This is a genomic window from Microtetraspora fusca, from assembly GCF_001570365.1.
Classification (GTDB): Bacteria; Actinomycetota; Actinomycetes; order Streptosporangiales; family Streptosporangiaceae; genus Microtetraspora; species Microtetraspora fusca.
In genome coordinates, this window is record NZ_BBYK01000040.1 from 106985 (window position 1) to 129101 (window position 22117).

18 protein-coding genes are annotated in these 22117 nt (G+C 72.9%); 2 read left to right on the forward strand and 16 right to left on the reverse strand.

What is annotated here, in order from left to right; translation table 11 throughout:
- Window position 1: 1 nt before the first annotated feature.
- Together AWQ68_RS05910 and AWQ68_RS05915 are read left to right on the forward strand one after the other, a co-directional pair.
- Complete coding sequence (locus tag AWQ68_RS05910; RefSeq protein WP_066935912.1) at window positions 2–1060, forward strand: ABC transporter ATP-binding protein; 1059 nt, start codon at window positions 2–4, stop codon at window positions 1058–1060.
- A complete protein-coding gene (locus AWQ68_RS05915) occupies window positions 1060–2088 on the forward strand; it encodes an ABC transporter ATP-binding protein (protein ID WP_066935915.1) in 1029 nt (342 codons plus the stop codon). The genes AWQ68_RS05910 and AWQ68_RS05915 overlap by 1 nt, the downstream gene beginning before the upstream one ends.
- An 88-nt stretch (window positions 2089–2176) precedes the next feature.
- Here AWQ68_RS05915 and AWQ68_RS05920 read toward each other — a convergent pair whose 3' ends face one another.
- From AWQ68_RS05920 to AWQ68_RS05995, 16 genes are all read right to left on the reverse strand, one after another.
- Window positions 2177–5326, reverse strand: a complete 3150-nt coding sequence (locus AWQ68_RS05920) for a S41 family peptidase (RefSeq protein ID WP_066935918.1) — start codon at window positions 5324–5326, stop codon at window positions 2177–2179.
- Window positions 5327–5572: 246 nt separating this feature from the next.
- On the reverse strand, window positions 5573–6241 hold the full coding sequence (rpe, locus tag AWQ68_RS05925) for a ribulose-phosphate 3-epimerase (RefSeq protein ID WP_066935921.1): 669 nt from the start codon (window positions 6239–6241) through the stop codon (window positions 5573–5575).
- A gap of 88 nt (window positions 6242–6329) precedes the next feature.
- On the reverse strand, window positions 6330–7835 hold the full coding sequence (locus tag AWQ68_RS05930) for an RsmB/NOP family class I SAM-dependent RNA methyltransferase (RefSeq protein WP_066935923.1): 1506 nt from the start codon (window positions 7833–7835) through the stop codon (window positions 6330–6332).
- 5 nt (window positions 7836–7840) lie between these two features.
- Window positions 7841–8770, reverse strand: coding sequence for a methionyl-tRNA formyltransferase (gene fmt / locus AWQ68_RS05935; protein WP_066935926.1), 930 nt, complete (start codon window positions 8768–8770; stop codon window positions 7841–7843).
- Window positions 8770–9318 (reverse strand): peptide deformylase, encoded by a 549-nt coding sequence (def, locus tag AWQ68_RS05940; RefSeq protein WP_066935929.1) that lies wholly within the window; start codon window positions 9316–9318, stop codon window positions 8770–8772. The genes fmt and def overlap by 1 nt, the downstream gene beginning before the upstream one ends.
- A 166-nt stretch (window positions 9319–9484) precedes the next feature.
- Window positions 9485–10702 (reverse strand): hypothetical protein, encoded by a 1218-nt coding sequence (locus AWQ68_RS05945; protein ID WP_066935932.1) that lies wholly within the window; start codon window positions 10700–10702, stop codon window positions 9485–9487.
- 142 nt (window positions 10703–10844) lie between these two features.
- Entirely contained in the window at window positions 10845–12524 is a 1680-nt protein-coding gene (locus AWQ68_RS44060) for a hypothetical protein (protein ID WP_066935934.1), read from the reverse strand.
- Window positions 12525–12630: 106 nt separating this feature from the next.
- Complete coding sequence (locus AWQ68_RS05955; protein ID WP_084463729.1) at window positions 12631–14811, reverse strand: primosomal protein N'; 2181 nt, start codon at window positions 14809–14811, stop codon at window positions 12631–12633.
- 180 nt (window positions 14812–14991) lie between these two features.
- Window positions 14992–16179: a methionine adenosyltransferase gene (gene metK, locus AWQ68_RS05960; RefSeq protein ID WP_066935940.1), complete on the reverse strand. Its 1188-nt coding sequence runs from the start codon at window positions 16177–16179 to the stop codon at window positions 14992–14994.
- A gap of 144 nt (window positions 16180–16323) precedes the next feature.
- Complete coding sequence (gene coaBC, locus AWQ68_RS05965) at window positions 16324–17523, reverse strand: bifunctional phosphopantothenoylcysteine decarboxylase/phosphopantothenate--cysteine ligase CoaBC (RefSeq protein WP_066935942.1); 1200 nt, start codon at window positions 17521–17523, stop codon at window positions 16324–16326.
- 56 nt (window positions 17524–17579) lie between these two features.
- Complete coding sequence (rpoZ, locus tag AWQ68_RS05970; RefSeq protein ID WP_066935945.1) at window positions 17580–17843, reverse strand: DNA-directed RNA polymerase subunit omega; 264 nt, start codon at window positions 17841–17843, stop codon at window positions 17580–17582.
- 46 nt (window positions 17844–17889) lie between these two features.
- Window positions 17890–18456, reverse strand: a complete 567-nt coding sequence (gene gmk, locus AWQ68_RS05975) for a guanylate kinase (protein ID WP_066935948.1) — start codon at window positions 18454–18456, stop codon at window positions 17890–17892.
- Between the two features lie 120 nt (window positions 18457–18576).
- Window positions 18577–18900 (reverse strand): integration host factor, actinobacterial type, encoded by a 324-nt coding sequence (gene mihF / locus AWQ68_RS05980; protein WP_030450375.1) that lies wholly within the window; start codon window positions 18898–18900, stop codon window positions 18577–18579.
- Between the two features lie 468 nt (window positions 18901–19368).
- Window positions 19369–20100, reverse strand: a complete 732-nt coding sequence (gene pyrF / locus AWQ68_RS05985; RefSeq protein WP_066935951.1) for an orotidine-5'-phosphate decarboxylase — start codon at window positions 20098–20100, stop codon at window positions 19369–19371.
- Window positions 20097–21071, reverse strand: coding sequence for a dihydroorotate dehydrogenase (locus AWQ68_RS05990; RefSeq protein WP_066935954.1), 975 nt, complete (start codon window positions 21069–21071; stop codon window positions 20097–20099). The genes pyrF and AWQ68_RS05990 overlap by 4 nt, the downstream gene beginning before the upstream one ends.
- Window positions 21072–21214: 143 nt before the next feature.
- On the reverse strand, window positions 21215–22072 hold the full coding sequence (locus tag AWQ68_RS05995; protein ID WP_066935957.1) for a dihydroorotate dehydrogenase electron transfer subunit: 858 nt from the start codon (window positions 22070–22072) through the stop codon (window positions 21215–21217).
- Window positions 22073–22117 lie beyond the last annotated feature (45 nt).

The following is a 22117-nucleotide window of genomic DNA, read 5'->3' on the forward strand; positions in this document are numbered from 1 at the left end:
CTTGACCGCCGTCACGATCACCGAGACCGGCCGGGGCCGCCGGAGCGACTCGTTCCTGTCCGTCCAGGACCTGCACGTCTCCTTCCAGACAGAGGACGGGGTCGTCAAGGCGGTGGACGGGCTCTCCTTCGAGGTCGAGAAGGGCACCACCCTCGGCATCGTCGGCGAGTCCGGCTCCGGCAAGTCCGTGACCAACCTGACGATCCTCGGGCTGCACAGCAGCGAGCAGGCCGAGATCCGCGGCGAGATCTGGTTCGAGGACCAGGAGCTGGTCGGCGCGAGCCGCGGCGCCCTGGAGCGGCTGCGCGGCAACCGCATCGCCATGATCTTCCAGGACCCGCTGACCGCGCTCTCGCCGTTCCACACCGTCGGCCGGCAGATCGGCGAGGTGTACCGCAAGCACAAGGGCGCGAGCAGGCGCGAGGCGCGCGACCGGGCGGTCGAGATGCTCGAACGCGTCGGCATCCCCAACGCCAAGGTCCGGGTGGACGACTACCCCCACCACTTCTCCGGCGGCATGCGGCAGCGCGTGATGATCGCGATGGCGCTGGTCTGCGACCCCGCGCTGGTCATCGCCGACGAGCCGACCACCGCGCTCGACGTGACCGTCCAGGCGCAGATCCTCGACCTGCTCAAGGACCTCCAGGACCAGATGGGCACCTCCATCATCCTGATCACGCACGACCTCGGCGTGGTCGCCCAGACGGCGCACAACGTCCTCGTCATGTACGCCGGCCGGGCCGCCGAGCGCGGCACGGTGCGCGAGGTCCTCGGCGCGCCCCGGCACCCGTACACCTGGGGGCTGCTGTCCTCGGCCCCGCGGCTCGGCTCGTCCGTGGACGTGCCGCTCAAGCCGGTGCGGGGGACGCCGCCGAGCCTGCTCAACCCGCCCTCCGGCTGCCGCTTCCACCCTCGCTGCGACTACCGCAACCAGGTCGGCCCCGACCTGTGCTCCACGGAGCTGCCGGAGCTGTCGCCGGAGCGCGGGCACGGCGACGCGTGCTATCTCACCCTGACGCAGAAGCAGGAGATCTTCACCCAGCTCATGGAAGGCCGCTGATGCAACCGCTGCTGGAACTCAAGGGGCTCACCAAGTACTTCCCGGTGATGGGCGGCTTCATCGTCAAGCGCCAGGTGGGCAACGTGCACGCCGTGGACGGCGTCGACCTCAAGGTCGGCGAGGGCGAGGCGGTCGGCCTGGTCGGCGAGTCGGGCTGCGGCAAGTCCACCCTGGGCCGGCTGGCCTCCCGGCTGTACGAGCCGACCTTCGGAAAGGTGCTCTACCGGGGCGCTGACATCAGCCACGCCTCCCGGCGGGCGCTGAAGCCGATCCGGCCCGAGATCCAGATGATCTTCCAGGACCCGTACAGCTCGCTGAACCCGCGCCAGACGGTGGGCACGATCATCAGCGGCCCGATGCAGATCAACGGCCTCAACCCGCCCGGCGGCCGCGAGAAGCGGGTCCGGGAGCTGCTGGAGACCGTCGGGCTCAACCCCGAGCACTACAACCGGTTCCCGCACGAGTTCTCCGGCGGCCAGCGGCAGCGCATCGGCATCGCCCGGGCGCTCTCGCTGAACCCCAAGCTGATCATCGCGGACGAGCCGGTCTCCGCGCTGGACGTCTCCATCCAGGCCCAGGTCATCAACCTGCTCCAGGAGCTCCAGCGCGACCTCGGGATCGCGTTCCTCTTCATCGCGCACGACCTGGCCGTGGTCCGGCACTTCTCCCAGCGCGTGGCGGTCATGTACCTCGGCAAGATCGTGGAGATCGGCGACCGCGAGTCGATCTACACGCGGCCCCGGCACCCGTACACGCACGCGCTGCTGTCGGCCGTCCCCGAGGCCACGGTGGACGAGGTGCCGCGCCAGCGCATCCGGCTCGCGGGCGACGTGCCGTCCCCGATCAACCCGCCCACCGGCTGCCGGTTCCGCACGCGCTGCTGGAAGGCCCAGGAGCGGTGCGCCGCGGAGGCGCCGCCGCTGCTCCAGCTCGTCGGGAACCGCGAGGGCCACCTCACCGCCTGCCACTTCCCCGAGGCGCCCACGACGCACGGCGAGGACGTGGTGCTCGACCCCGCCCTCGCCTGACTGCGTCCACGGACCTGCCGGGCCCGTGTTTTCTTGAGCACGGGATGAACCGCGGACTGTCCGCGGCCTCCCGTACTCTCACCACTCGTCACCGCAGCGGCGGCAACTCCGGCGGGGTCGCCGGACCCCTCTCCTCCAGCGCCGCCAAGGCGAGCTCCACCGCCCGCGCCAGCTGCGGATCCCGCCCGGCGACCAGGTCCTGCGGCGTCACGATGACCTCGACGTCCGGGACGACGCCGTGGTTCTCCACGCCCCACCCCTCGCCCTCCAGCCAGAACGAGTACCGCGGCTGAGTGACGACGGTCCCGTCCACAAGCGAGTACCGCATGTCGATGCCGATCACGCCGCCCCAGGTCCGCGTGCCCACGAGCGGCCCGATGCCGCGATGCTTGATCCCGGCGCTGACGATGTCCCCGTCCGACCCGGCGAACTCGTCGGTGACGGCCACAATAGGCCCGCGAGGCGAGTCGTCCGGGTACCGCATCGGCTCGTACCCCCGGGCCAGCGACCACCCGGTCACCCGGCGCTGCAGCTTCTCCAGCACCAGCTCGGAGACATGACCGCCGCCGTTGTCGCGGACGTCCACGATGAGCCCGTCGAAACCCATCTCGGCACGCAGATCCCGGTGGAACTGCGCCCAACCGTTGGCCACCATGTCCGGCACGTGCAGGTAGCCGAGCCGCCCGCCCGACGCCTCACGCACGAACGCCCGCCGTCCGGCCACCCAGTCGTGGTACCGCAGCGGCGTCTCGTCGGCGACGGGCGTGACGACGACCCGGCGGGTCTCGCCGCCGGAGCCGGGCTGGACGGTCAGCTCCACGGGCCGCTCCGCCGCGCCGGACAGCAGGGCCAGCGGCCCGCGGACCGGGTCGACCCGGCGCCCGCCCACGGCGACGATCGCGTCGCCCTCCCGGACGGCGACGCCGGGCGCGAGCAGCGGCGAGCGGGCCTCGTGGTCGGAGGACTCCCCGGGCAGGATGCGGCTGATCCGCCACACTCCGTTCTCGTCCCGGGCGAGGTCGGCGCCGAGCTGGCCCTGGCGGCGCTTGGGATCGCGGGCGGCGCCGTTGGGTCGCGCGTAGGCGTGGGAGGTGGCCAGCTCACCCTGGACCTCCCAGAGCAGGTCGATCAGCTCGGAGTAGGTGCCGATCCGCTCCACGAGCGGGGCGTAGCGGTCGAGCGTGGCCTGCCAGTCGACGCCGTTCATGTCCGCGCGCCAGAAGTGGTCGCGCATGAGCCGCCCGGCCTCGTTGTAGGCCTGCCGCCATTCGGCGACCGGGTCGATGGTCACGGCCACACGGTCCAGGTCGATGGTGACGACCTCGCCGTCCTCTCCGGTGGCGCGGGTCTGCAGGCCGTTCTTGCCGGTGGCCACCAGGCGCGTGCTGTCGCCGCTGACCTCGAAGGCCCGGAACTCCCTGCCCAGCTCGCTGACCTTGCGCTTGGTCAGGTCGTAGCGTTCCAGGATCGGCGCGCCGGGCTCGGTGCCGTCGCCGAGCTGGCCGTTGAGCGGATGGCGCAGCCACAGCAGGCCGTCCTTGGCGGCACGCAGGTTGGAGTAGGTGCCGGCGGGTACCGGCACAGGCACGATCCGCGCCGCCAGCCCGTCGGCATCCACCTCGGTCACGGGCGGCGTGTCGGACGTGCCATCGTTCCCGGCGTCCGGACTGGCGTCGGCCTCCCCGTTGAAACCGCGGCCCGCCAGCGAGGGGTCGAACGGCGAGGGCGTGGTCGCCTTGAGCGGCACCAGGTACGGCCGGCCGCTGCTGGGGAAGGACAGGTCAAAGACGTGGGCGTCGTAGACCGGGTTGAACGTGCGGTCAGACAGGAAGGCCAGGTACTTGCCGTCCTCGGTGAAGGACGGGCTGTAGTCGTTGAAGCGCGGCGGCGTCACCTCGATCGCGGTGCCGCCGTCCACGCGGGCCAGCTTGAGGTGGCAGCGCTCGGCTTGGTAGGCATGCGCCCACGCGAGCCAGGCCGAGTCCGGCGAGAATGTCAGCTGCCTCACGTCGCCGTGAGTGGTGCGGTCCAGCTCGCGGACGTTCCCGAAGTCGACGTCCACCACCAGGAGCCGCCCGTCGTGAGTGGCGACCGCGGCGTGCTTGCCGTCCGGCGCGGCGGCCAGGTCGAGCACCCGGCCGAGCTGACCGGCGGCCAGCGTGCGAATCTCACCGCCGGGTGCGCCGATCTCCAGCGCGTCCTCGCCGGAGGCGTCCGACACCCAGACGACCCGGCCGGCGTCGTCGAGAGGCCGCGGCAGCCGTACCCGGACGCCGGGCTCGGCGCGCAGCACGCCCGCTGGGCCGTCGCGGTGGGTCAGCCAGTGGGCGGTGCCGCGGATCTCGATCACGCTGGCCCGCCCGGTACGGTCCGGCGCGAAACTGTCGACCTTGCTCGGCGCCGGCCGCTTGGCCCGGGCCGGGCGCGGCCCGCTCAGGGTGAGGTCCAGCTTGTACGGCTCTGCTTCCAGGCTCTCCAGCAGCCACAGCTCGGCGCCGAGGCTGTAGACGACGCGGGAGCCGTCGGATGCGGCATGGCGCGCGTAGAAGCCGCGGTGCGTGGTGTGCTGGCGCAGGTCCGAGCCGTCGGGCAGGCAGGAGTACAGGTTGCCGTCGCCGTCCGTGTCGGCGAGGAAGGCCAGGCGCTCCCCCACCCACATGACCGACCAATGCTGCGCAGAGTTGTCGGCGAACAGGCGGGTGAACTCGCCGTCACCCGTGGCGTCCACCCAGATCTTGGCCGCGGTACCGCCGCGGTAACGCTTCCACTGCGACGGTTCGCGCCACACCGCCGAGACGGCCGCCACCTTGGGGCCGCTGACCGCGGCCTCGCTGACCCTGCCGTACGGCAGAGCCTTCGCCTGGCCGCCGTCCAGCGGAACCGCGTAGGCCCACAGCCGGGTGCGTGAGCCGTGGCCCGCGGCGGTGACGGCCAGCACGTTCCCGTCCTCGGTCCAGCCCCGCACGCCCGTCATGGCGTTGCCCCAGTGCGTGAGCCGCTCGCTCTCGGCGCCCTCCAGATCGGCGGCGAACACCTCGGGCTCGCCCTCGCGGGTGCTCGTCCACGCGATGTGCGTGCCGTCGGAAGAGAACCGGGGGTGGGAGACCGCGACCTGGTCAGCCGTGAACCGCCAGGCCCTGCCGCCGCCCACGGGCGCCAGCCAGACGTCGTCGTCCGCTACGAAGGTGAGGAGGTCGTCATGCAAGTGGGGGTATCTCAGATATGCACCATTTGCCACATCCGCACCCTATGTCGATCAAGTCCTTCCTGCTGGAGGATTTCCAGACCGAGGCTCCGGACCTAATGGGGTGTATACGGACGCGCTGTCGGCAAGCGTTCACCTGGATCGAGGGAGCGGAGCGGAAGGGAGCGAGGACTGGAAGGCCCGGCGAAGCTCGCTTCACGATGACCGGAGGTTCCTTCCGGCGAAGTGACCGACCCGGCCAACGCCAGGTCGTGTCTGACACTCCCTAGTGCCGTGGCACTAGGCCTGCTGGGCGGCCGCGGCGAGCGCCCGCAGGTCGCGTACGGCCTTGGCCGCGTCCTCCGCGCCGTAGACCGCGCTGCCGGCCACGAAAACGTCGGCCCCGGCCTCCGCGCAGCGCTCGATCGTCTCGGCGGAGACGCCGCCGTCCACCTGCAGCCACACCTCGCCGCCGTACTTCTCGATGAGCGCGCGGGCGCGCGACAGCTTGGGCAGCACCACGTCAAGGAACTTCTGGCCGCCGAAGCCGGGCTCGACCGTCATCACCAGAAGCATGTCGATCTCGGGCAGCAGGTCCTCGTAGTAGTCCACGGGGGTCGCCGGGTTGAGCGCGAACCCGGAGCGCGCGCCCGCGGAGCGGATGGCGCGCAGCGTCCGCACCGGCGCCTTGGCCGCCTCGGCGTGGATCGTCACGCTGCCCGCGCCCGCCTCCGCGTACGACGGCGCCCACCGGTCCGGGCTCTCGATCATGAGATGGCAGTCGATCGGGAGCGACGTCGTCTTGAGCAGCGACTCGACGATGGGCAGGCCGAGCGTGAGGTTGGGCACGAAGTGGTTGTCCATGACGTCCACGTGCAACCAGTCGGCGACGCCCTCCACCCGGGTCGCCTCGTCGGCGAGCCTGGAGAAGTCTGCGGACAGGATGCTGGGCGAGATCTGTACGGCCATGATGCCCGAGTTTAGCCGGGTCGGCTCCCGGACCCGCCGCGGGTTCCCCCGGCGGCGGGCCCCGTCCCGGCCACGCCCGCGGCCCGTCTCACCTGCGGCGCAGCAGCGCGAGGAACATCGCGTCGGTGCCGTGGCGGTGCGGCCAGAACTGCGCGTACGGGCCGTCGCCGAGGCCGGGGACCTCCGGCAGGTACTCCCTGGCGTCCAGGATCTCGGCCCGCCCGTTCCCCACGAGGTCGCCGACCACCGTCCGGGTCTCGGCCAGGTGCGGCGAGCAGGTCACGTACGCCACCACCCCGCCGGGCCGTACCGCGTCGAGCGCGGTGGCGAGCAGCCGCCGCTGCAGGGCGGTCAGCTCGGGGATGCTGCGCGGGTCGCGCCGCCAGCGCGCCTCCGGGCGACGGCGCAGCGCGCCCAGCCCGGTGCAGGGAGCGTCCAGCATCACCCGGTCGAACGCGCCCGGCCGCCACGCCGGCTCGGTGCCGTCGGCCGTGATGATCTTGGCCTCCGCGGTGGCCTGCCAGGCCAGCCGGGCGCGGTGATACTGCACGTCCGCGCCCAGCAGGCGAGCGCCCCGCTGGGTGGCCACCGCGTCGAGCAGCCCGGCCTTGCCGCCCGGCCCGGCGCACATGTCGAGCCAGCGCGCGTCCTGCTCCAGGGGAACCCGGGTGAGGGCGAGGGCGACGAGCTGGCTGGCCTCGTCCTGCACGGCCGCCCGCGCCTCGCCGATCGCCCGGATGGCGCCCGGGTCGCCGTCGCGCAGATAGGCCCCGTACGGCGAGTACGCGGCCGGCTCGGCCCCGGCGGCGACGAGCTCGTCCAGCGAGCACCGGCCGGGCCGCGCCACGAGCGCCACCTTGGGCCGGTCGTTGTCGGCGGCGAGCAGGGCGGCGGTCTCCTCGACGTCGCCGCCGAGCGCGTCCCGCAGGGCGGCGACGATCCAGGCGGGGTGGCTGTAGGTGACCGCGAGATTCCCCACGGGGTCGTCCTCGCGCGGCGGGGCGACGATGGGCAGCCACTCCTCCAGCGTCCGGGTGGCGACCTTGCGCAGCACGGCGTTGGCGTACCGGGCGGGGCCGCTGCCCACGCGGAGCCGTACCAGGTCGATGGTCGCGCTCACCGCCGCGTGCGCGGGGATGCGGGTCCGCAGCAGCTGGTGGACGCCGAGCCGGATCGCGTCCAGCAGCGGCGGGTCCACCTCCTCCGGCGCGCGGTCACTGCACATCGCGATGACTTCGTCGTACGTGCCGAGCCCGCGCAGCGTGCCGTACGCCAGTTCGGTGGCGAGCGCCGCGTCCCTACCGGTGATCTTCCGCTGCCGCAGCAGCGTCGGCATCAGCAGGTTGGCGTACGCGTCACGCTCGTCGACGGCGCGCATCAGGTCGTAGGCGGCGTTGCGCGCCTCGTCCCTGACCGGCCTGCCCGGGCCGCGCCGCCCGCCCTGGCCTCCACCGCGCCGTTGCGGGCCGCCCTTCCCATGGCGGGCGCCCTCCTGCGCGGACCTGTCCTGCCCGCCGCGGCGCTGCTCGCCGGGGCCGCCTCCGGCGCGGTTCTGCCCGGAGCGGTTCCGTCCGCCGCGGTTGTCGCTGTTCACGTCGCTCAGCCCAGCCGATCTTCGCCGGTCACGCGCACGCCGCGCGCCCACTCCGCCGCCGTCATCAGGCGCTTGCCCTGCGGCTGCACCTCGCCCAACTCGACCGGGTGGGACGCGGTGCCGACCAGAACGCTGTTCTTGGCCGCCCTGATCTCCCCGGGACCGAGCCGGTCCGCGTCGGGTGCGAGCTTCACCGGGCCGACCTTGACCCGCTGGCCGCGGAACTCGGTCCACGCGCCGGGAGCGGGCGTGCAGGCGCGGACCAGGCGGTCCACCCGCATGGCGGGAGCCGTCCAGTCCACCCGGGCGTCGTCCACGTCGATCTTGGGGGCGAGGCTGACGCCGTCGTGCGGCTGCTCGCGCGCCTCCAGCGTGCCGTCCTCGATGCCGTCCAGGGTGGCGAGGAGCAGCTCGGCGCCGGACTCGGCGAGGCGGCCGAGCAGGTCGCCGCTGGTGTCGTCGGGCCGTACCGGCTCGGTCACGACGCCGAAGACGGGGCCCGCGTCGAGCTCCTTGACGATGCGGAAGGTCGCGGCGCCGGTGATCTCGTCGCCGTGCAGCACGGCGTGCTGGACCGGCGCCGCGCCGCGCCAGGCGGGCAGCAGCGAGAAGTGCAGGTTGACCCACCCGTGCCGGGGGATGTCCAGCGCGGACTGCGGCAGCAGCGCGCCGTACGCGACGACGGGGCAGCAGTCCGGGCCGATCTCGCGCAGCCGGTCGAGGAAGTCGGGGTTCCCGGCCTTCGCCGGCCTGAGCACCTCGATGCCGGCCTCGTCGGCGAGCTGGGCCACGGGGCTGGGGTGAACCTTGCGCCCCCGGCCCGACTGCGCGTCGGGGCGGGTGACGACGGCGACGACCTCATGCCGGGACGAGTCCAGCAGCGCGCGCAGCGAGGGCAGCGCGGTGTCCGGCGTGCCGGCGAAGACGAGGCGCACTAGATGGCCCTCCCCCGCGTCGCGTGCGGAGAGAACTTGACGGCCGGGGCGGACAGCCCGCTCCACTCGGCCTCGCGGATGGCCCGCATCGCCTGCTTGCGCTGCTTGGCGTCCATGCGGTCGATGAAGAGCACGCCGTCGAGATGGTCGGTCTCGTGCTGGAAGCAGCGCGCCATCAGGTCGGTGCCCTCCAGCACGACGGGATCGCCGTGCATGTTGAAGCCCTTGGCCACGGCCCTGATGGCGCGGGGCGTCGGGAAGGACAGTCCGGGGAAGGACAGGCAGCCCTCCTCGCCCTCCTCGTCGAGCTCGGAGGACAGGTCGAGGTCGGGGTTGATCAGATGGCCGAGCTGGTCGTCCACGTAGTAGGTGAACACGCGCAGCCCGACGCCGATCTGCGGCGCGGCGAGCCCGGCGCCCGGCGCGTCCATCATCGTGTCGGTGAGGTCCTTGACGAGCCGGCGCAACTCCTTGTCGAAATCCACCACCGGCTCCGCCGGGGTGCGCAGCACCGGGTCGCCGAACAGGCGGATCGGCTGAATGGCCAACAGAGGGCTCCGTTCACATCAGGTGACGTCAAGTTCCAGGGATCAGCCCAGTTTACGGCCCTCCGGCACCGAGCCCGAATGCCGAGCGCCGCCGCGCGCCCGGAACGCCGTGGCCGTGCGAGTGCCCCCGGACGACGGCGGACGCGATCTGGGCGGTGGTGGTGGATCAGGCGATCCGGGAGCGGGCCTTCATCGCGGTCTTGCGCGCCGACTTGGCGATGACCACGTCGGGGTGGTGGCGGCCCAGCATCTCCAGGACGGCCAGGGCGTCGGGGTGTTCGGTGCGGCCCATCTCGGGGACCAGCGTGCGCAGGTCCTCTCCCAGCATGTCGATCTGCCCGACCGACTCGCCCCCGGAGCCGATGTACAGCAGGGCGGCGAGCGTGTCCACCGCCACCCAGGCGCCGTCGCTCTCGCTCAGCGCGGGCGCCTCCAGGTCGCGGACACCCAGCCAGGCCGCGGCGTACCGCCACATCATCGGCTCGGACAGCGCCTCACGGACGGCAGGCTCGGCCTCGGGGCCCAGCTCCTCCAGGATCGTGCCGGCCGTGCCCCGCTGCGCGGCGTTCCCGGACGCCGCGATCTTGATGAGCTCGCGGGCGGCGTCCTCGGGGATCCGCCGCTCCAGCCACAGCGTGGCGACGCTCGACGACGCCTTTCCCTCCAACATCGCCTCGATCAGCTCCGCCGCGCCCAGCTCGGCGAACCCCGCCACCTCGTGCAGGGAGGGCGCGTCGTGCCCCTCCCTCAGCAGGTCGCGGCGCACCGCCCACACGCCGGGCGGCGTCAGCCGTACGACCTCGGCGACGGGCTCGATCAGTCCGCAGTACTCCAGTAAGCCGAGCGCGTCGGCCAGCTCGGCGGCGAGCGTCATCCGCAGGCGCCGCAACTCCGCCGGGCGGGCCTCGCAGCCGACCTCGTGCGCCTGCAGGATGCCCGAGGCCAGGGCGGCGACGGGCATGCCCGTCCGGACCGAGTAGATGGTCGCGAGGATCTCGGTCAGGTGCTCGTCGATCACGCTGGAGCCGGTCAAGCCCTCGTCGGTGCGGTCGAGCACGTCCATGACCACGCCGTCCCAGAACTCCAGCAGGTCGTGGACCGGTGGGCCGGGCCGGGCGCCGGCCTTCGTGATCTCGATGAGGCGGCCGTTCACCGCGACGATCCAGATGAGACGGAGCCGGCGGGCCTCCAGGCCCAGCTCGCGGACCGCGGCCGCCGCGTCCTTCTCGGTCAGCAGCCCGCCCTCGGTGACCTCGCGCACCCCGGTCCACCGCGCGAGCCGTACGGCGTCACGCACGAGCGGCACCAGGGGCACGGCACGCACCAGTTCCTCGTCGGGGGCGAGGTCGACCGGCGGGAAAGTGAGGGCGTCGCTGTCGGCCATTACAGCAACTTACTCCACATACGACGCCTGCTGTGCCGTTCGCCGCTTCCTCCTCAGGCGTCTCGCGAACGCACGCAGGCGGGCGCCGGTGCGCACCCGTGAACGTTTCGTCGATCTCCCCGGAGGAGCCGCCCCGCGCGGGTCAGCGGATGCTGCGCGAGCGGGCCTTGAACGCGGCCTTACGGGCCGCCTTGGCGGTGACCTTGTCGGGGAGCGTGTTGCCGAGCAGTTCGAGCACCTCGACCACGTCGGGGTGGTCCACCCGCCACATGTCCTCGATCAGGTGCGGCGGAGGCCCGGAGACCGCCATGTTCTCGGCGAAGCCGTCCGGGTCGATCTGGGCGGCGGGCAGCGCGAGGGCGAGCATGTCCACGCTGACCCAGAGCAGCTCGTCCTGCGTGAGCGCGGGCGCGGGCAGGCCCCGGGACGCCAGCCAGTGGATGGCGTGCGGCCGCAGCTCCGGATCGTCGAGGCAGCGGGTCACCGCGGGCTCCGCCCCGGCCGGGAGGCGGTCCACGATCGTGACGGCGATGCCGCGCATCTCGGCCGGCGCCCCCACCACCGCGGCGAGCAGCTCGGCCGCGGCCTGCTCGGGCGTGCGCTGGGCCAGCCACCGGTCGATGTCACCCTCGGCCACCTCGGCGGGCAGCCCGCTGGTGATGAGCCCCGAGACGAGGCCGCTCGCGTCGCCCTCGGCCAGGTCGGCCGCGATGGGCGGCTCCAGCCCGATCTCCAGGTAGAGCTCCCGTAGGCCCCACAGCCCGTGCGGGGTCAGCGCGACGCCGCCGCCCACGTGGTGGACCGTGCCCGTGTAGACGAGCCGTTCCAGCGCCTCGTCGACGCCCTCCACCCGCTCGGCCACGGCCAGCTCGCGGAGGTACTCGCCGACGCTGTCCGGCGGCACCGGCACCTGCAGCCGGTACAGCAGGTCGTGGACCGCGTAGACGGACTCGTCCACGACCTCGTTGCCGGTGATCTCGACGGGGGCCTCGATGAGGAACTCCACCGTCGCCGCCCACAGGTCGAGCAGGTCCTCCTCGTCGCGGGACTCCAGGGGGACGAATCCCTCCTCCAGGAGCACCGCCGTGCCGTCCAGCCGGGCCAGGCCGAGGTCGAGGGCCAGCCGCCAGGCCAGCCCGGGCCGGCCCAGGCAGAGCTCGCGCTCGACCTCCCGCGCGTCCTTGACCCGCAGCGCCTTCCTCACCGTGGCGGTCCTGCCGCCCTCGGACATCCACACCACGAGTTGGTGCGCGTCCCGCAGCAGCGGCACCTCGCGTACGGCACGGGCGATCTCGGACGGCGCGGCGAGCCGCACCGCCGGGAGCGGCGCGCAGCCCGGACAGTCGCAGGGGTCCTCGTCGAGGCCGTCGAGCTCATCGACCGCCCGCTGGACGGCGAGAGGGTCGGCCAGGTCGAGCGAGTCGGCGTCGATGGCGCTGAAGATGCTCTTGGCCATGCCGAACTTGCTCGTGTCGGCGAGGGCGGCGGGCATCTCGGGCGCGATCTCGTCGAGCGCGACCCGAATGCGCTCCGCCGTCTTCGCGCCGATCTCACCCGAGTCGACGAGGAACTCGACGAGGGTGCGCGCGGCGGCGACGGTCTCGCCCGCGCTTTCAGGCGGCGCGATGACCTTACGCGGATAGATCTCCAGCAGCAGCTCTTCGAACGTTCCCGGCCGGAAATCGCCGAGCTCGTTCACCTCCAGGTAGTCGCTGGCGTAGTCGCACAGCAAGCGCACCTCGTCGACGTCGACCTCGACGCCCTTCTCACGCCCCCACGCGCGCAGGTCGTCGACAGCGCGGTTCACCCATTCGATCGACACAGGGAGACGCTAACGGGTTACTGACAGCATCGCGAATCGGCGGCGAAGACGCAGGAAACCGCAGGTCCCGGAGGTGCACCGCACCGCCGGCCGGCCCGCGTCGCCGTCACACAGGGTCGAGCGGATCGACGCGCACCCGCACGAGGTCGGCCGCCTTGCGCGCCGAACGCACCCCGCTCGCTCCCTTGAGCGCCCGCGCCAGCGCCGCCCCCTGGGCGCGCGGCACCCGGATCATCGCCCGTTCCAGCTCGCTCTCCCGGTCGCCGCCGGATCGCGGCCCCTCGACCGGTACGGGACCGAGGACCTGGGCCCCGGCCGGAAGCTCCACCGAGGCGAGCATCTCCCGGACCGCCGACGGCGGCCCGGTCAGCGTGGCGACGCGGGTGACCGGAGGGAAGCCGAGCTCCGCGCGCTCCCCCAGCTCTCGCTCGGCGTGGGTGACCGGGTCCCATCGCACCAGCGCCTGTACGGCGGGGACCGACGAGTCGGCCAGCACCACCGCCTCGGCCCCCGGCCGCAGCAGCGCCGCCGCGTTCATCCAGCGGCGCAGGGCCTCCTCGGCGGCGCGCAGCTCGGGGCGGCCGAGCAGCGCCCAGCCGTCCAGCAGCACGGCGGCGGCGTATCCCCCGTCCGGTACGGGCTCGGCTCCGGGGGTGGCGACGACCAGGGCGGGCGCCGCGCCGATCGTGGCGAGGACCTCGTCCCGTCCGGACGTACGCACCGTGACGGAGGGGAAGGCGCGGCCGAGTTCCTCGGCGGTGCGCCGGGAGCCGGTGACGACGGCGCGCACCCGGCGCCCGCCGCACGCGCCGCAGCGCCAGTCGCCCGCGATCCGCCCGCACCAGCGGCAGTACGGCGCGGCGTGGCCGGAGCGGAGCGCCAGCGGCCCCGAGCACCCGGCGTGGCCGCACCGGGCCAGGGCGCGGCAGTTCTGGCAGGCGAGCACGGGCAGGTATCCCCTGCGCGGCACCTGGACCAGCACGGGACCGTGCTCCAGCCCCCGCCTGAGCGCCCGCCAGGCGAGGCTCGGCAGCCGGACGGCACGGGCCGCTTCATCCCTGGCCATCTCGGCGTCGTCGCCCGCCGGACGCACCCGCGGAGCCCGCGCCCGGACCTCCTCGCGCCGGCCCACCAGCGGCCTGGCCCACCCCGAGGCGATCAGCCGGGTGGCCTCCACCGTCCGCGCGTACCCGCCGATCAGCATGGCCGCGCCGGCGCGGTGGGCGCGCAGCGCGAGCACCTCGCGGGCGTGGGGGTAGGGCGCGTGCTGCTCATCGTGCAGATCGTCCCCGTCGTCCCAGATGACCGCGAGGCCGAGGTCGGCCACGGGGGCGAAGGCCGCGGCCTTGGTGCCGACGGCGACCGGCACCTCCCCCCGCAGCACCCTGAGCCAGCGGCGGTAGCGCTCCGCCGGGCCGAGATCGGCGGTGATCGCGACATGGGGAGTGTCCCCGAGCACGCGGTCCGCCAGCGCCACGTCCTTCCCGTCGGGCAGCACGACGACGGCGCCGCGCCCGCTCGCCAGGGTCGCCCGTACGGCCGCCGCGACGGCGTACGGCCAGGAGGGCCCGTCCCGATCGGTGCCCGGCAGGGCGGACCAGACGGCCCGGGGCGAGCGCCCGTCGGCGAGGGCGGCGAGGAAGGACTCCCCGGCGGGATAGGCACGCCAGTGGCCCGCGTCCACGTCCGACCGGCCCGTCCCTCCCCGGTCGGCACCACCCGGCCCTGCGCCCGCCGCAGGAGACCGGCCCGGCTTGGCGCCCTCCGTTTCCGACCGGCCCGTCCCACCACCGTCGGCGCCCCCCGGTGCGGCGCCCTGCGCGCTGGTCGCCGATTCCTGGGGTGGCCGGGGCTCGGCCTCGACCTTCGCATGCCGGGGCGGCACGGCCAGACGCAGGACGTCGGACATCGTCCCGGCGTAGCGGTCGGCGACGGCCCGGGCGAGGCCGGCGATCTCGGCCGTCAGCACGGGTTCGGGTGAGATCACCCGCTCCAGGAACGCGAGCCTGCCCTCGTGGTCGGTGTTCTCGGCCCGTTCGAGCAGGAAGCCGTCGGTGAGCTTCCCCGCGAAGCGCACCCGCACCCGGCAGCCCGGCACGGCGTCGGCGTCCATGGACGCCGGAACGAGGTAGTCGAACGGCCGGTCCAGGTGGGGCAGCGGCGTGTCGACCACGACCCGCGCCACCGGAGCCTGCGCGGCCGGCTCGGGAGCGCCCTTGGCCGGGCCCGGCTTCCTCCCGGTCGGCCCCGCGGCCCCGGCGATCCGCCGCGGCCCGCGCTCCGGCATCGCGAGCAGCGCCTCCTGGCCCTCGGGCGATGTCGGAACGGTCACTTTTCCTGTCCTACCAGATGCCGTCGGCCCCACCGCCGGGCCGTACGGAGGGGTTGGCCGCCGGGGCGGGGAGCGGCGTCGGCGGAACGCGAAACGGCACCCGCCGGAGACGACGGGTGCCGCTTGCTGGACGTGTCAGAGGCCGACGGCCTCGCGCAGGGCGTCGGCGCGGTCCGTGGACTCCCACGAGAAGCCCTCGCGGCCGAAGTGGCCGTACGCGGAGGTCTCGGAGTAGATCGGGCGCAGCAGGTCGAGGTCGCGGATGATGGCGGCCGGGCGCAGGTCGAAGACCTTGAGCACCGCCTCCTGGATCTGGGCGACCGGGACCTTCTCGGTGCCGAAGGTCTCGATGAACACGCCCACCGGCTGAGCCTTGCCGATCGCGTACGCCACCTGGACCTCGGCGCGGTCGGCGAGGCCGGCCGCGACGACGTTCTTGGCGACCCAGCGCATGGCGTAGGCGGCCGAGCGGTCGACCTTCGACGGGTCCTTGCCGGAGAAGGCGCCACCGCCGTGGCGGGCCATGCCGCCGTAGGTGTCGACGATGATCTTGCGGCCGGTCAGACCGGCGTCGCCCATCGGGCCGCCGATCTCGAAGCGGCCGGTCGGGTTGACGAGCAGCCGGTAGCCCTCGACCTCGATCTCGAGATCGGCAAGCACCGGCTCCACGACGTGCTCGCGGATGTCGGGTGTGAGCATCTCGCGCAGGTCGATCTCGGGGGCGTGCTGGGTCGACACGACGACCGTGTCGAGCCGCACCGGGCGGTCGCCGTCGTACTCGATGGTGACCTGGGTCTTGCCGTCCGGACGCAGGTAGGGGATGGTGCCGTTCTTGCGGACCTCGGACAGGCGGCGGGCCATCCGGTGCGCCAGCGTGATCGGCAGCGGCATCAGCTCGGGGGTCTCGCGGCAGGCGTAGCCGAACATGAGGCCCTGGTCGCCGGCGCCCTGGCGGTCGAGGTCGTCCACGCCCTCGCCCTCACGGTGCTCATAGGCGTCGTCGACGCCCTGCGCGATGTCGGGCGACTGCGCGCCGATGGACACCGACACACCGCAGGAGGCACCGTCGAAGCCCTTGTGGGAGGCGTCGTAGCCGATCTCCAGGATCTTGTCCCGGATCAGGGCGGGGATGTCGACGTAGGTCTCCGTCGTCACCTCGCCGGCGACGTGGACCTGGCCAGTGGTGATCAGCGTCTCGACGGCGACACGGCTCTTGGGGTCGTCCTTGAGCATGGCGTCGAGAATCGCGTCACTGATCTGGTCGGCGATCTTGTCCGGGTGGCCTTCGGTAACCGACTCGGAGGTGAACAGGCGACGGGACAACTCGTGGCTCCTCATGCAGCGGCTGCTGACGTCAACAATGCTCCGCTGAGTGTAGCCGCACCGGGTACGGCCCCGCGAAGCACCGTCGCCCTGGAAGATCCCAAAAGACCGACTTACCCAGCCTGGAAAGAGGAAAAGCGCCGGTCAGGCGAGTCGTGCGGCCACCAGATCCCACACCACGTCCGCGAGATCCTCCTTGGGCCCTCGCGGGATCTCGACCGGGTCGCCGCCCGCCACGAGGACCACGGCGGCGTTGTCGGGGGTGCCGAACGCGAGGTTCTCCCCCACCTGGTTGACCACGAGCAGGTCGCAGCCCTTGCGCTCGAGCTTGGCCCGGCCGTTGGCGAGCACGTCGTCGGTCTCGGCCGCGAAACCGACGATGACGCGCGGGGACGGCGCGCGCCCCTCGCGGCGGATCTCACCGAGCTCGGCCAGCACGTCCGGGTTCTTCACCAGGTGGATGGGGTCCGGCTCGGCCGCCGACTTCTTGATCTTCGTGTCGCTGTGCGTCGCCGGGCGGAAGTCCGCCACCGCGGCGGCCATGACCACGGCGTCGGCGTGCCCGGCGGCGGAGACGACCGCCTCGCGCAGTTCGGTGGCCGTCTCGACCCGCACCACCTTGGCCCCGGCCGGGTCGGGCAGCGCGACGTTGGCCGACACCAGCGTCACCTCCGCGCCGCGGGCCACGGCCGTACGGGCGAGGGCGTAGCCCTGCAGGCCCGACGAGCGGTTGCCGATGAAACGGACCGGGTCGATGGCCTCGCGGGTGCCCCCGGCGGAGATCACGACGTGCCGACCGGCGAGGTCCGCCGGGCGCCCGGCGAGGACGCGGCGGCAGACCTCGAAGATCTCGGCCGGGTCGGGCAGCCGCCCGGGGCCGCTGTCCGCCCCCGTGAGCCGTCCGACCGCCGGATCGATGACGATCGCGCCGCGCTCGCGCAACGTCGCCACGTTGGCCCGGGTGGCGGGGTGCTCCCACATCTCGGTGTGCATCGCGGGCGCGAACACCACCGGACAGCGGGCCGTCAGCAGGGTGTTGGTGAGGAGGTCGTTCGCCAGGCCGTGCGCGGCCCGGGCGAGCACGTCCGCGGTGGCGGGCGCCACGACGACGAGGTCGGCGTGCTGCCCGATCCGCACGTGCGGCACCTCGTGGACCGACTCCCACACCTCGGTGGTCACCGGGTTGCCCGACAGCGCGGCCCAGGTCGGCTCGCCGACGAAACGCAGCGCGTCACGGGTCGGGACGACCCGCACGTCGTGGCCGGACTCGGTGAACAGGCGGAGCAGTTCGCACGCCTTGTAGACCGCGATGCCGGCGCTGACCCCAAGGACCACCGATCTCACGTTGTGAAACCTCCCGCGCGCCTCCCGCGCGAGCGGGGCGGGCGCCTTGAGCGCCGTCAGCCCTCGATGGGCTCGGAGGTGAGCAGGCCGTCGCTGACCTCGCGCAGGGCGATGGACAGCGGCTTCTCCTGGGCGTGGGTCTCCACGAGGGGCCCGACGTACTCCAGCAGGCCCTCGCCGAGCTGGGAGTAGTAGGCGTTGATCTGGCGCGCCCGCTTCGCGCCCATGATGACAAGGCTGTACTTGCTGTCGACGATGTCGAGCAGCGAGTCGATCGACGGGTTGGTGATGCCTTCCGCATAGGTGCCGCTGGTTGCCACGTTGATGCTTCCCCTAGCTAGGTGGACGTCCGGTCGTCTCGGAGTCCTAAGCCTCCGCAGTACCGGCCAACAAGGCTATCAGGCGACCGCATACGCCCTGGACGGACGTGTTGACAAGAGTGAGGTCGAATTCCTTCTCGGCGGCCATCTCCACGCGCCCGGCGTCGAGGCGGCGCTCGATGACGTCGGGGGGTTCCGTGCCGCGCCCGCGCAGCCGCCGCTCCAGTTCCTCCCAGCTCGGCGGGGCCAGGAAGACGAGCAGCGCCTCGGGCATGCTCTCACGCACCTGCCGCGCGCCCTGGAGGTCGATCTCCAGCAGCGTCGGCACACCCGCGGCCAACCGTTCGAGTACGGGCGTGCGGGGCGTCCCGTACCGGTTGCCGGCGAACTCGGCCCACTCCAGGAGCTCTCCCGAGGCGATCATGCGATCGAACTCGGCGTCGTCGGCGAAGTAGTACTCCACGCCATGGGTCTCGCCAGGGCGGGGTTTCCTGGTTGTCACCGAGACCGACAGCCACACCTCGGGGTGCGACCGCCGGAGCTCGGCGACGACCGTGGACTTCCCGACGCCCGACGGACCGGAGAGGACCGTCAGGCGGCGGTGCGGAGGCATGGAGTCACCGGCACATGTCCCGGACCCGCTGGAAGCGGCTGCCTGGCGGGCCCGATCCTCGCCGGGCCAGGACGTATCGGTCACTCGATATCCCCCGTAAATCTTGCAGCGAAGCCGAGATCAGCTCTCGGCGCCGCCGAACTCCCGCTCCAGGGAAGCGCGCTGGTTGGCACCGAGACCCCGCACGCGGCGGGACTCGGCGATACCAAGGCGCTCCATGAGCTGCTTGGCGCGGACCTTGCCCACGCCAGGGAGCGACTCCAGCAGAGCCGAGACCTTCATCTTGCCGATGACGTCATCGGTCTGCCCATCCTTCAGCACCTCAGCCAGAGAAACCGCGCCGTGCTTGAGCCGGTTCTTGACCTCGGCACGCTCCTTGCGAGCCTTGGCAGCCTTCTCAAGTGCCGCCGCGCGCTGCTCGGGAGTCAGGGGAGGAAGAGCCACGCCGGGTCACCTCGAATTTCTGTCGATGTACTCGGACGGGAGGGGAAACTAGCTGGTCCATGCCCACTCCGGCAACGTCAAGCCAGGTTTCTCTCACCACAAAATTGAATCTATTACTTTGAGTACCTGGAAAATCACACTCTGTCGATGAAAACCGCCTCATCAGCCACGGAGGAGAGCCCTCCTCCGAACCGTCCGTGACGGGCCTCGTACGGGGCTCCGGGACCGGCCGGCGGCCGTACGCCGACGGGCCGCGGAACGCCGGGAAACGGCTCCACAGGGGGCCTTCCGGAGGCTCGCGGGCGGACATCCACGAACCGGGAGCCGCCCCAGAGGGCCCGTGCGGAGCCCCCCAGAAGGGCCCACGGGGCGGCATCGGCGAGGGGTGTGACGCGAGCGCGGGAAAGATCTGGGATGATCTTTGCCACAGAAACCGGCGACGGCCCCTCCGGACGCCGCCGGGGTCTCTCAGCGTGCGTGCGAAGCCGCGCCCGCTGAACGGGACACGTCCACCTTGCGGAGCGCCGCGGCGATCGTCGCGGCGGCGGCACCCGGGTCCGACGAGCCCGTGATGGGCCGGCCGATCACCAGAAGATCGGCCCCGTCGACGAGCGCGTCCTCCGGGGTCGCTACTCTTGCCTGATCCTGGGTGTCGGCGCCGGCGGGCCGCACACCCGGAGTGATCAACGTGATCCCGGGTCCGACCTCGGCACGCACCGCGGCGACCTCGCGGGGCGAGCAGACCAGGGCCTGGGCTCCCGCGCCCACGGCGAGAGCCGCCAGGCGGCGCACGGAGTCGTCGGGACGTCCCTCGAAGCCGATGGCGGCGAGATCGGCCTCCGAGAGCGACGTGAGGACCGTCACGGCGGCGATCTGGGTCTGCGGACCGGCCGCCTCGACGGCGGCCCGGATCATCGCGGACCCGCCCGACGCGTGCACGGTCAGGATGGACGGCTTGAGCCGCGCCACGGCGCGGGTCGCCCCGGCGACCGTGTTCGGGATGTCGTGCAGCTTGAGGTCGAGGAAGACCTGGACGCCGCTCGCCCCGCGCACGGAATCGATCACGTCGGGCCCGTAACGGAGGTAGAGTTCCAGCCCGACCTTCACCGTCGAGACGTGGGGCGTCACCAGACTCGCCCACCGGGCCGCGGTCTCCAGGTCGGGCGCGTCGAGGGCGACGGCGATGGGTGCGGGGGTCACAGGGAGCTCTCCTCCAGTTCGATGCGGTTCCGGGGACCTGCCCCGGCGGGTCGGTGCGCCAGCCCGACGGCATCGGCCAGGCGGTCGAAGCCGCGCGCCTGCAGGAGCTCTTCCAGCTCCCTCAGGATGCGCTGGCAGGCATAGGGGTCGTGGAACAGGGCGGTGCCCACGGCGACGGCGCAGGCGCCCGCCAGGACCAGCTCCAGGGCGTCCCTGCCCGTCATCACGCCGCCCATGCCGACGATGGGCACGCCCGGAAGCGCCGCGTGGACCTGCCAGACGCAGCGGACCGCGAGCGGCCTGATCGCCGGCCCGGACAGGCCGCCGGTGCCGGCGGCGAGCGACGGGCGCATGGTGTCGACGTCCACGCTCATACCCAGTGGGGTATTGATCATGGAAAGTGCGTCGGCCCCGCCGTCCACGCACAGGCGGGCCAGCGAGACGACGTCGGCCACGTCCGGCGCGAGCTTCGCGATCACCGGGACGTCGTAGCGCGTCGCGGCCCGCACGGACGCGACGACCTCCGCCGCGGCCGAGCCGTCCCGGGCGAAGACCCGGCCCCGGTCTTCGACGTTCGGGCAGGACAGGTTCACCTCGACGGCCGTGATCCCCGGGGCGTCGGCGAGCCGCCGGGCCAGGGCGGTGTACTCCGCCACGCTGCCGCCGCCGATGGAGACGATCGTGCGCGCTCCCCGCTGGGCCAGCCAGGACAGCTCCCGCTCCGCGAACACCTCCACGCCGGGCCCCTGGAGGCCCACGGCGCTCAGCATGCCCGACGGCGTCTCCGCCATCCTCGGCGTCGGACGCCCGGCTCTGGGGGCCATCGTGATCGAACGGGTCACGAACGCGCCGATCCGCGTCACGTCGAAGAACTGCGCCAGCTCCCGGCCGGTGCCGCCGCAGCCGGAGGCCGTCAGGACGGGGTTGGGCAGCTCCACGTGGCCCAGGTAGCTCCTCAGGTCAACGGCCATGCCGCTCCCCGTCCCGCCCCGGGACCGCAGCGCGTGAACCCGTCACACCCACGCCCCGCGCCGCCTCCGGGAGTGACACCGTCACGCCCACGTCCCGCGCCGCGGACGCGCCGCACGCGATGGGGCCCGGGACACTCTCACGCCTACCCATGCCGCCCTCCAGGAGCGCCCAGAGCGTCGAACGGGATCGTCCCGACGTCGTCGAAGCGGACCCGCTCGCCCAGGAACACCGGGCCGTCCGTGCAGGCCCGGACCATGCGCGTCACGCCGTCCTCGTCGATGACCGGGACGACGCACGTCATGCAGATGCCGACGCCGCACGCCATGGACTGCTCCACCGACACCTGCGCCGGGATGCCGAACTCGACGCACACCCGCGTCACACCGCGCAGCATCGCCATCGGCCCGCACGCGTAGACCACGTCCGCCCGCGCGTCCGCGATCACGCCCGCGAGCACGTCGGTCACCTCCCCGCGCATTCCCAGCGAGCCGTCCTCGGTCGTCAGCGTCGTCGTCTCGCCCATCCGGCGGGCGCGCAACGCGCCGAACACCCGGTCGGCGCTGGAGGCGCCCAGCACGAAGTCGACCCGGCACCCCCGGCGCTGCAGGACGTCCGCCAGCACGAAGAGAGACGCGGAGCCGTACTCGCCGCCGACCAGCACGCACGTGCACGGATCGCGCGGCAACGGGAACGGACGCCCGAGCGGGCCGACCAGGTCCAGCGTGTCCCGCGCCCTGCGGTCCGCCAGCCACGCCGTCCCCGGACCGCGCACGCTGAAGACGAACTCCACCGTGCCGCCGTAGTCCGGTTTCACGTCGTGGATCGCGAACGCCCGCCGCGTCAACATCGACGTGTACGGCCCGCCCACGCCGACGGTGACGAAGTGGCCCGGCCGGAACCGGTCGGCGACGGCCGGCGCCACGACGGTCAGCGCATGGTAGGCCTCCACCCGCCGAGTCGTCAGCACCGTTCCCGTCACCTGCACCGGGGAACCGGCCACTCCCTCACCTCCGCCGTGGCACGGGCCCGCCGTCCCGCGACACTC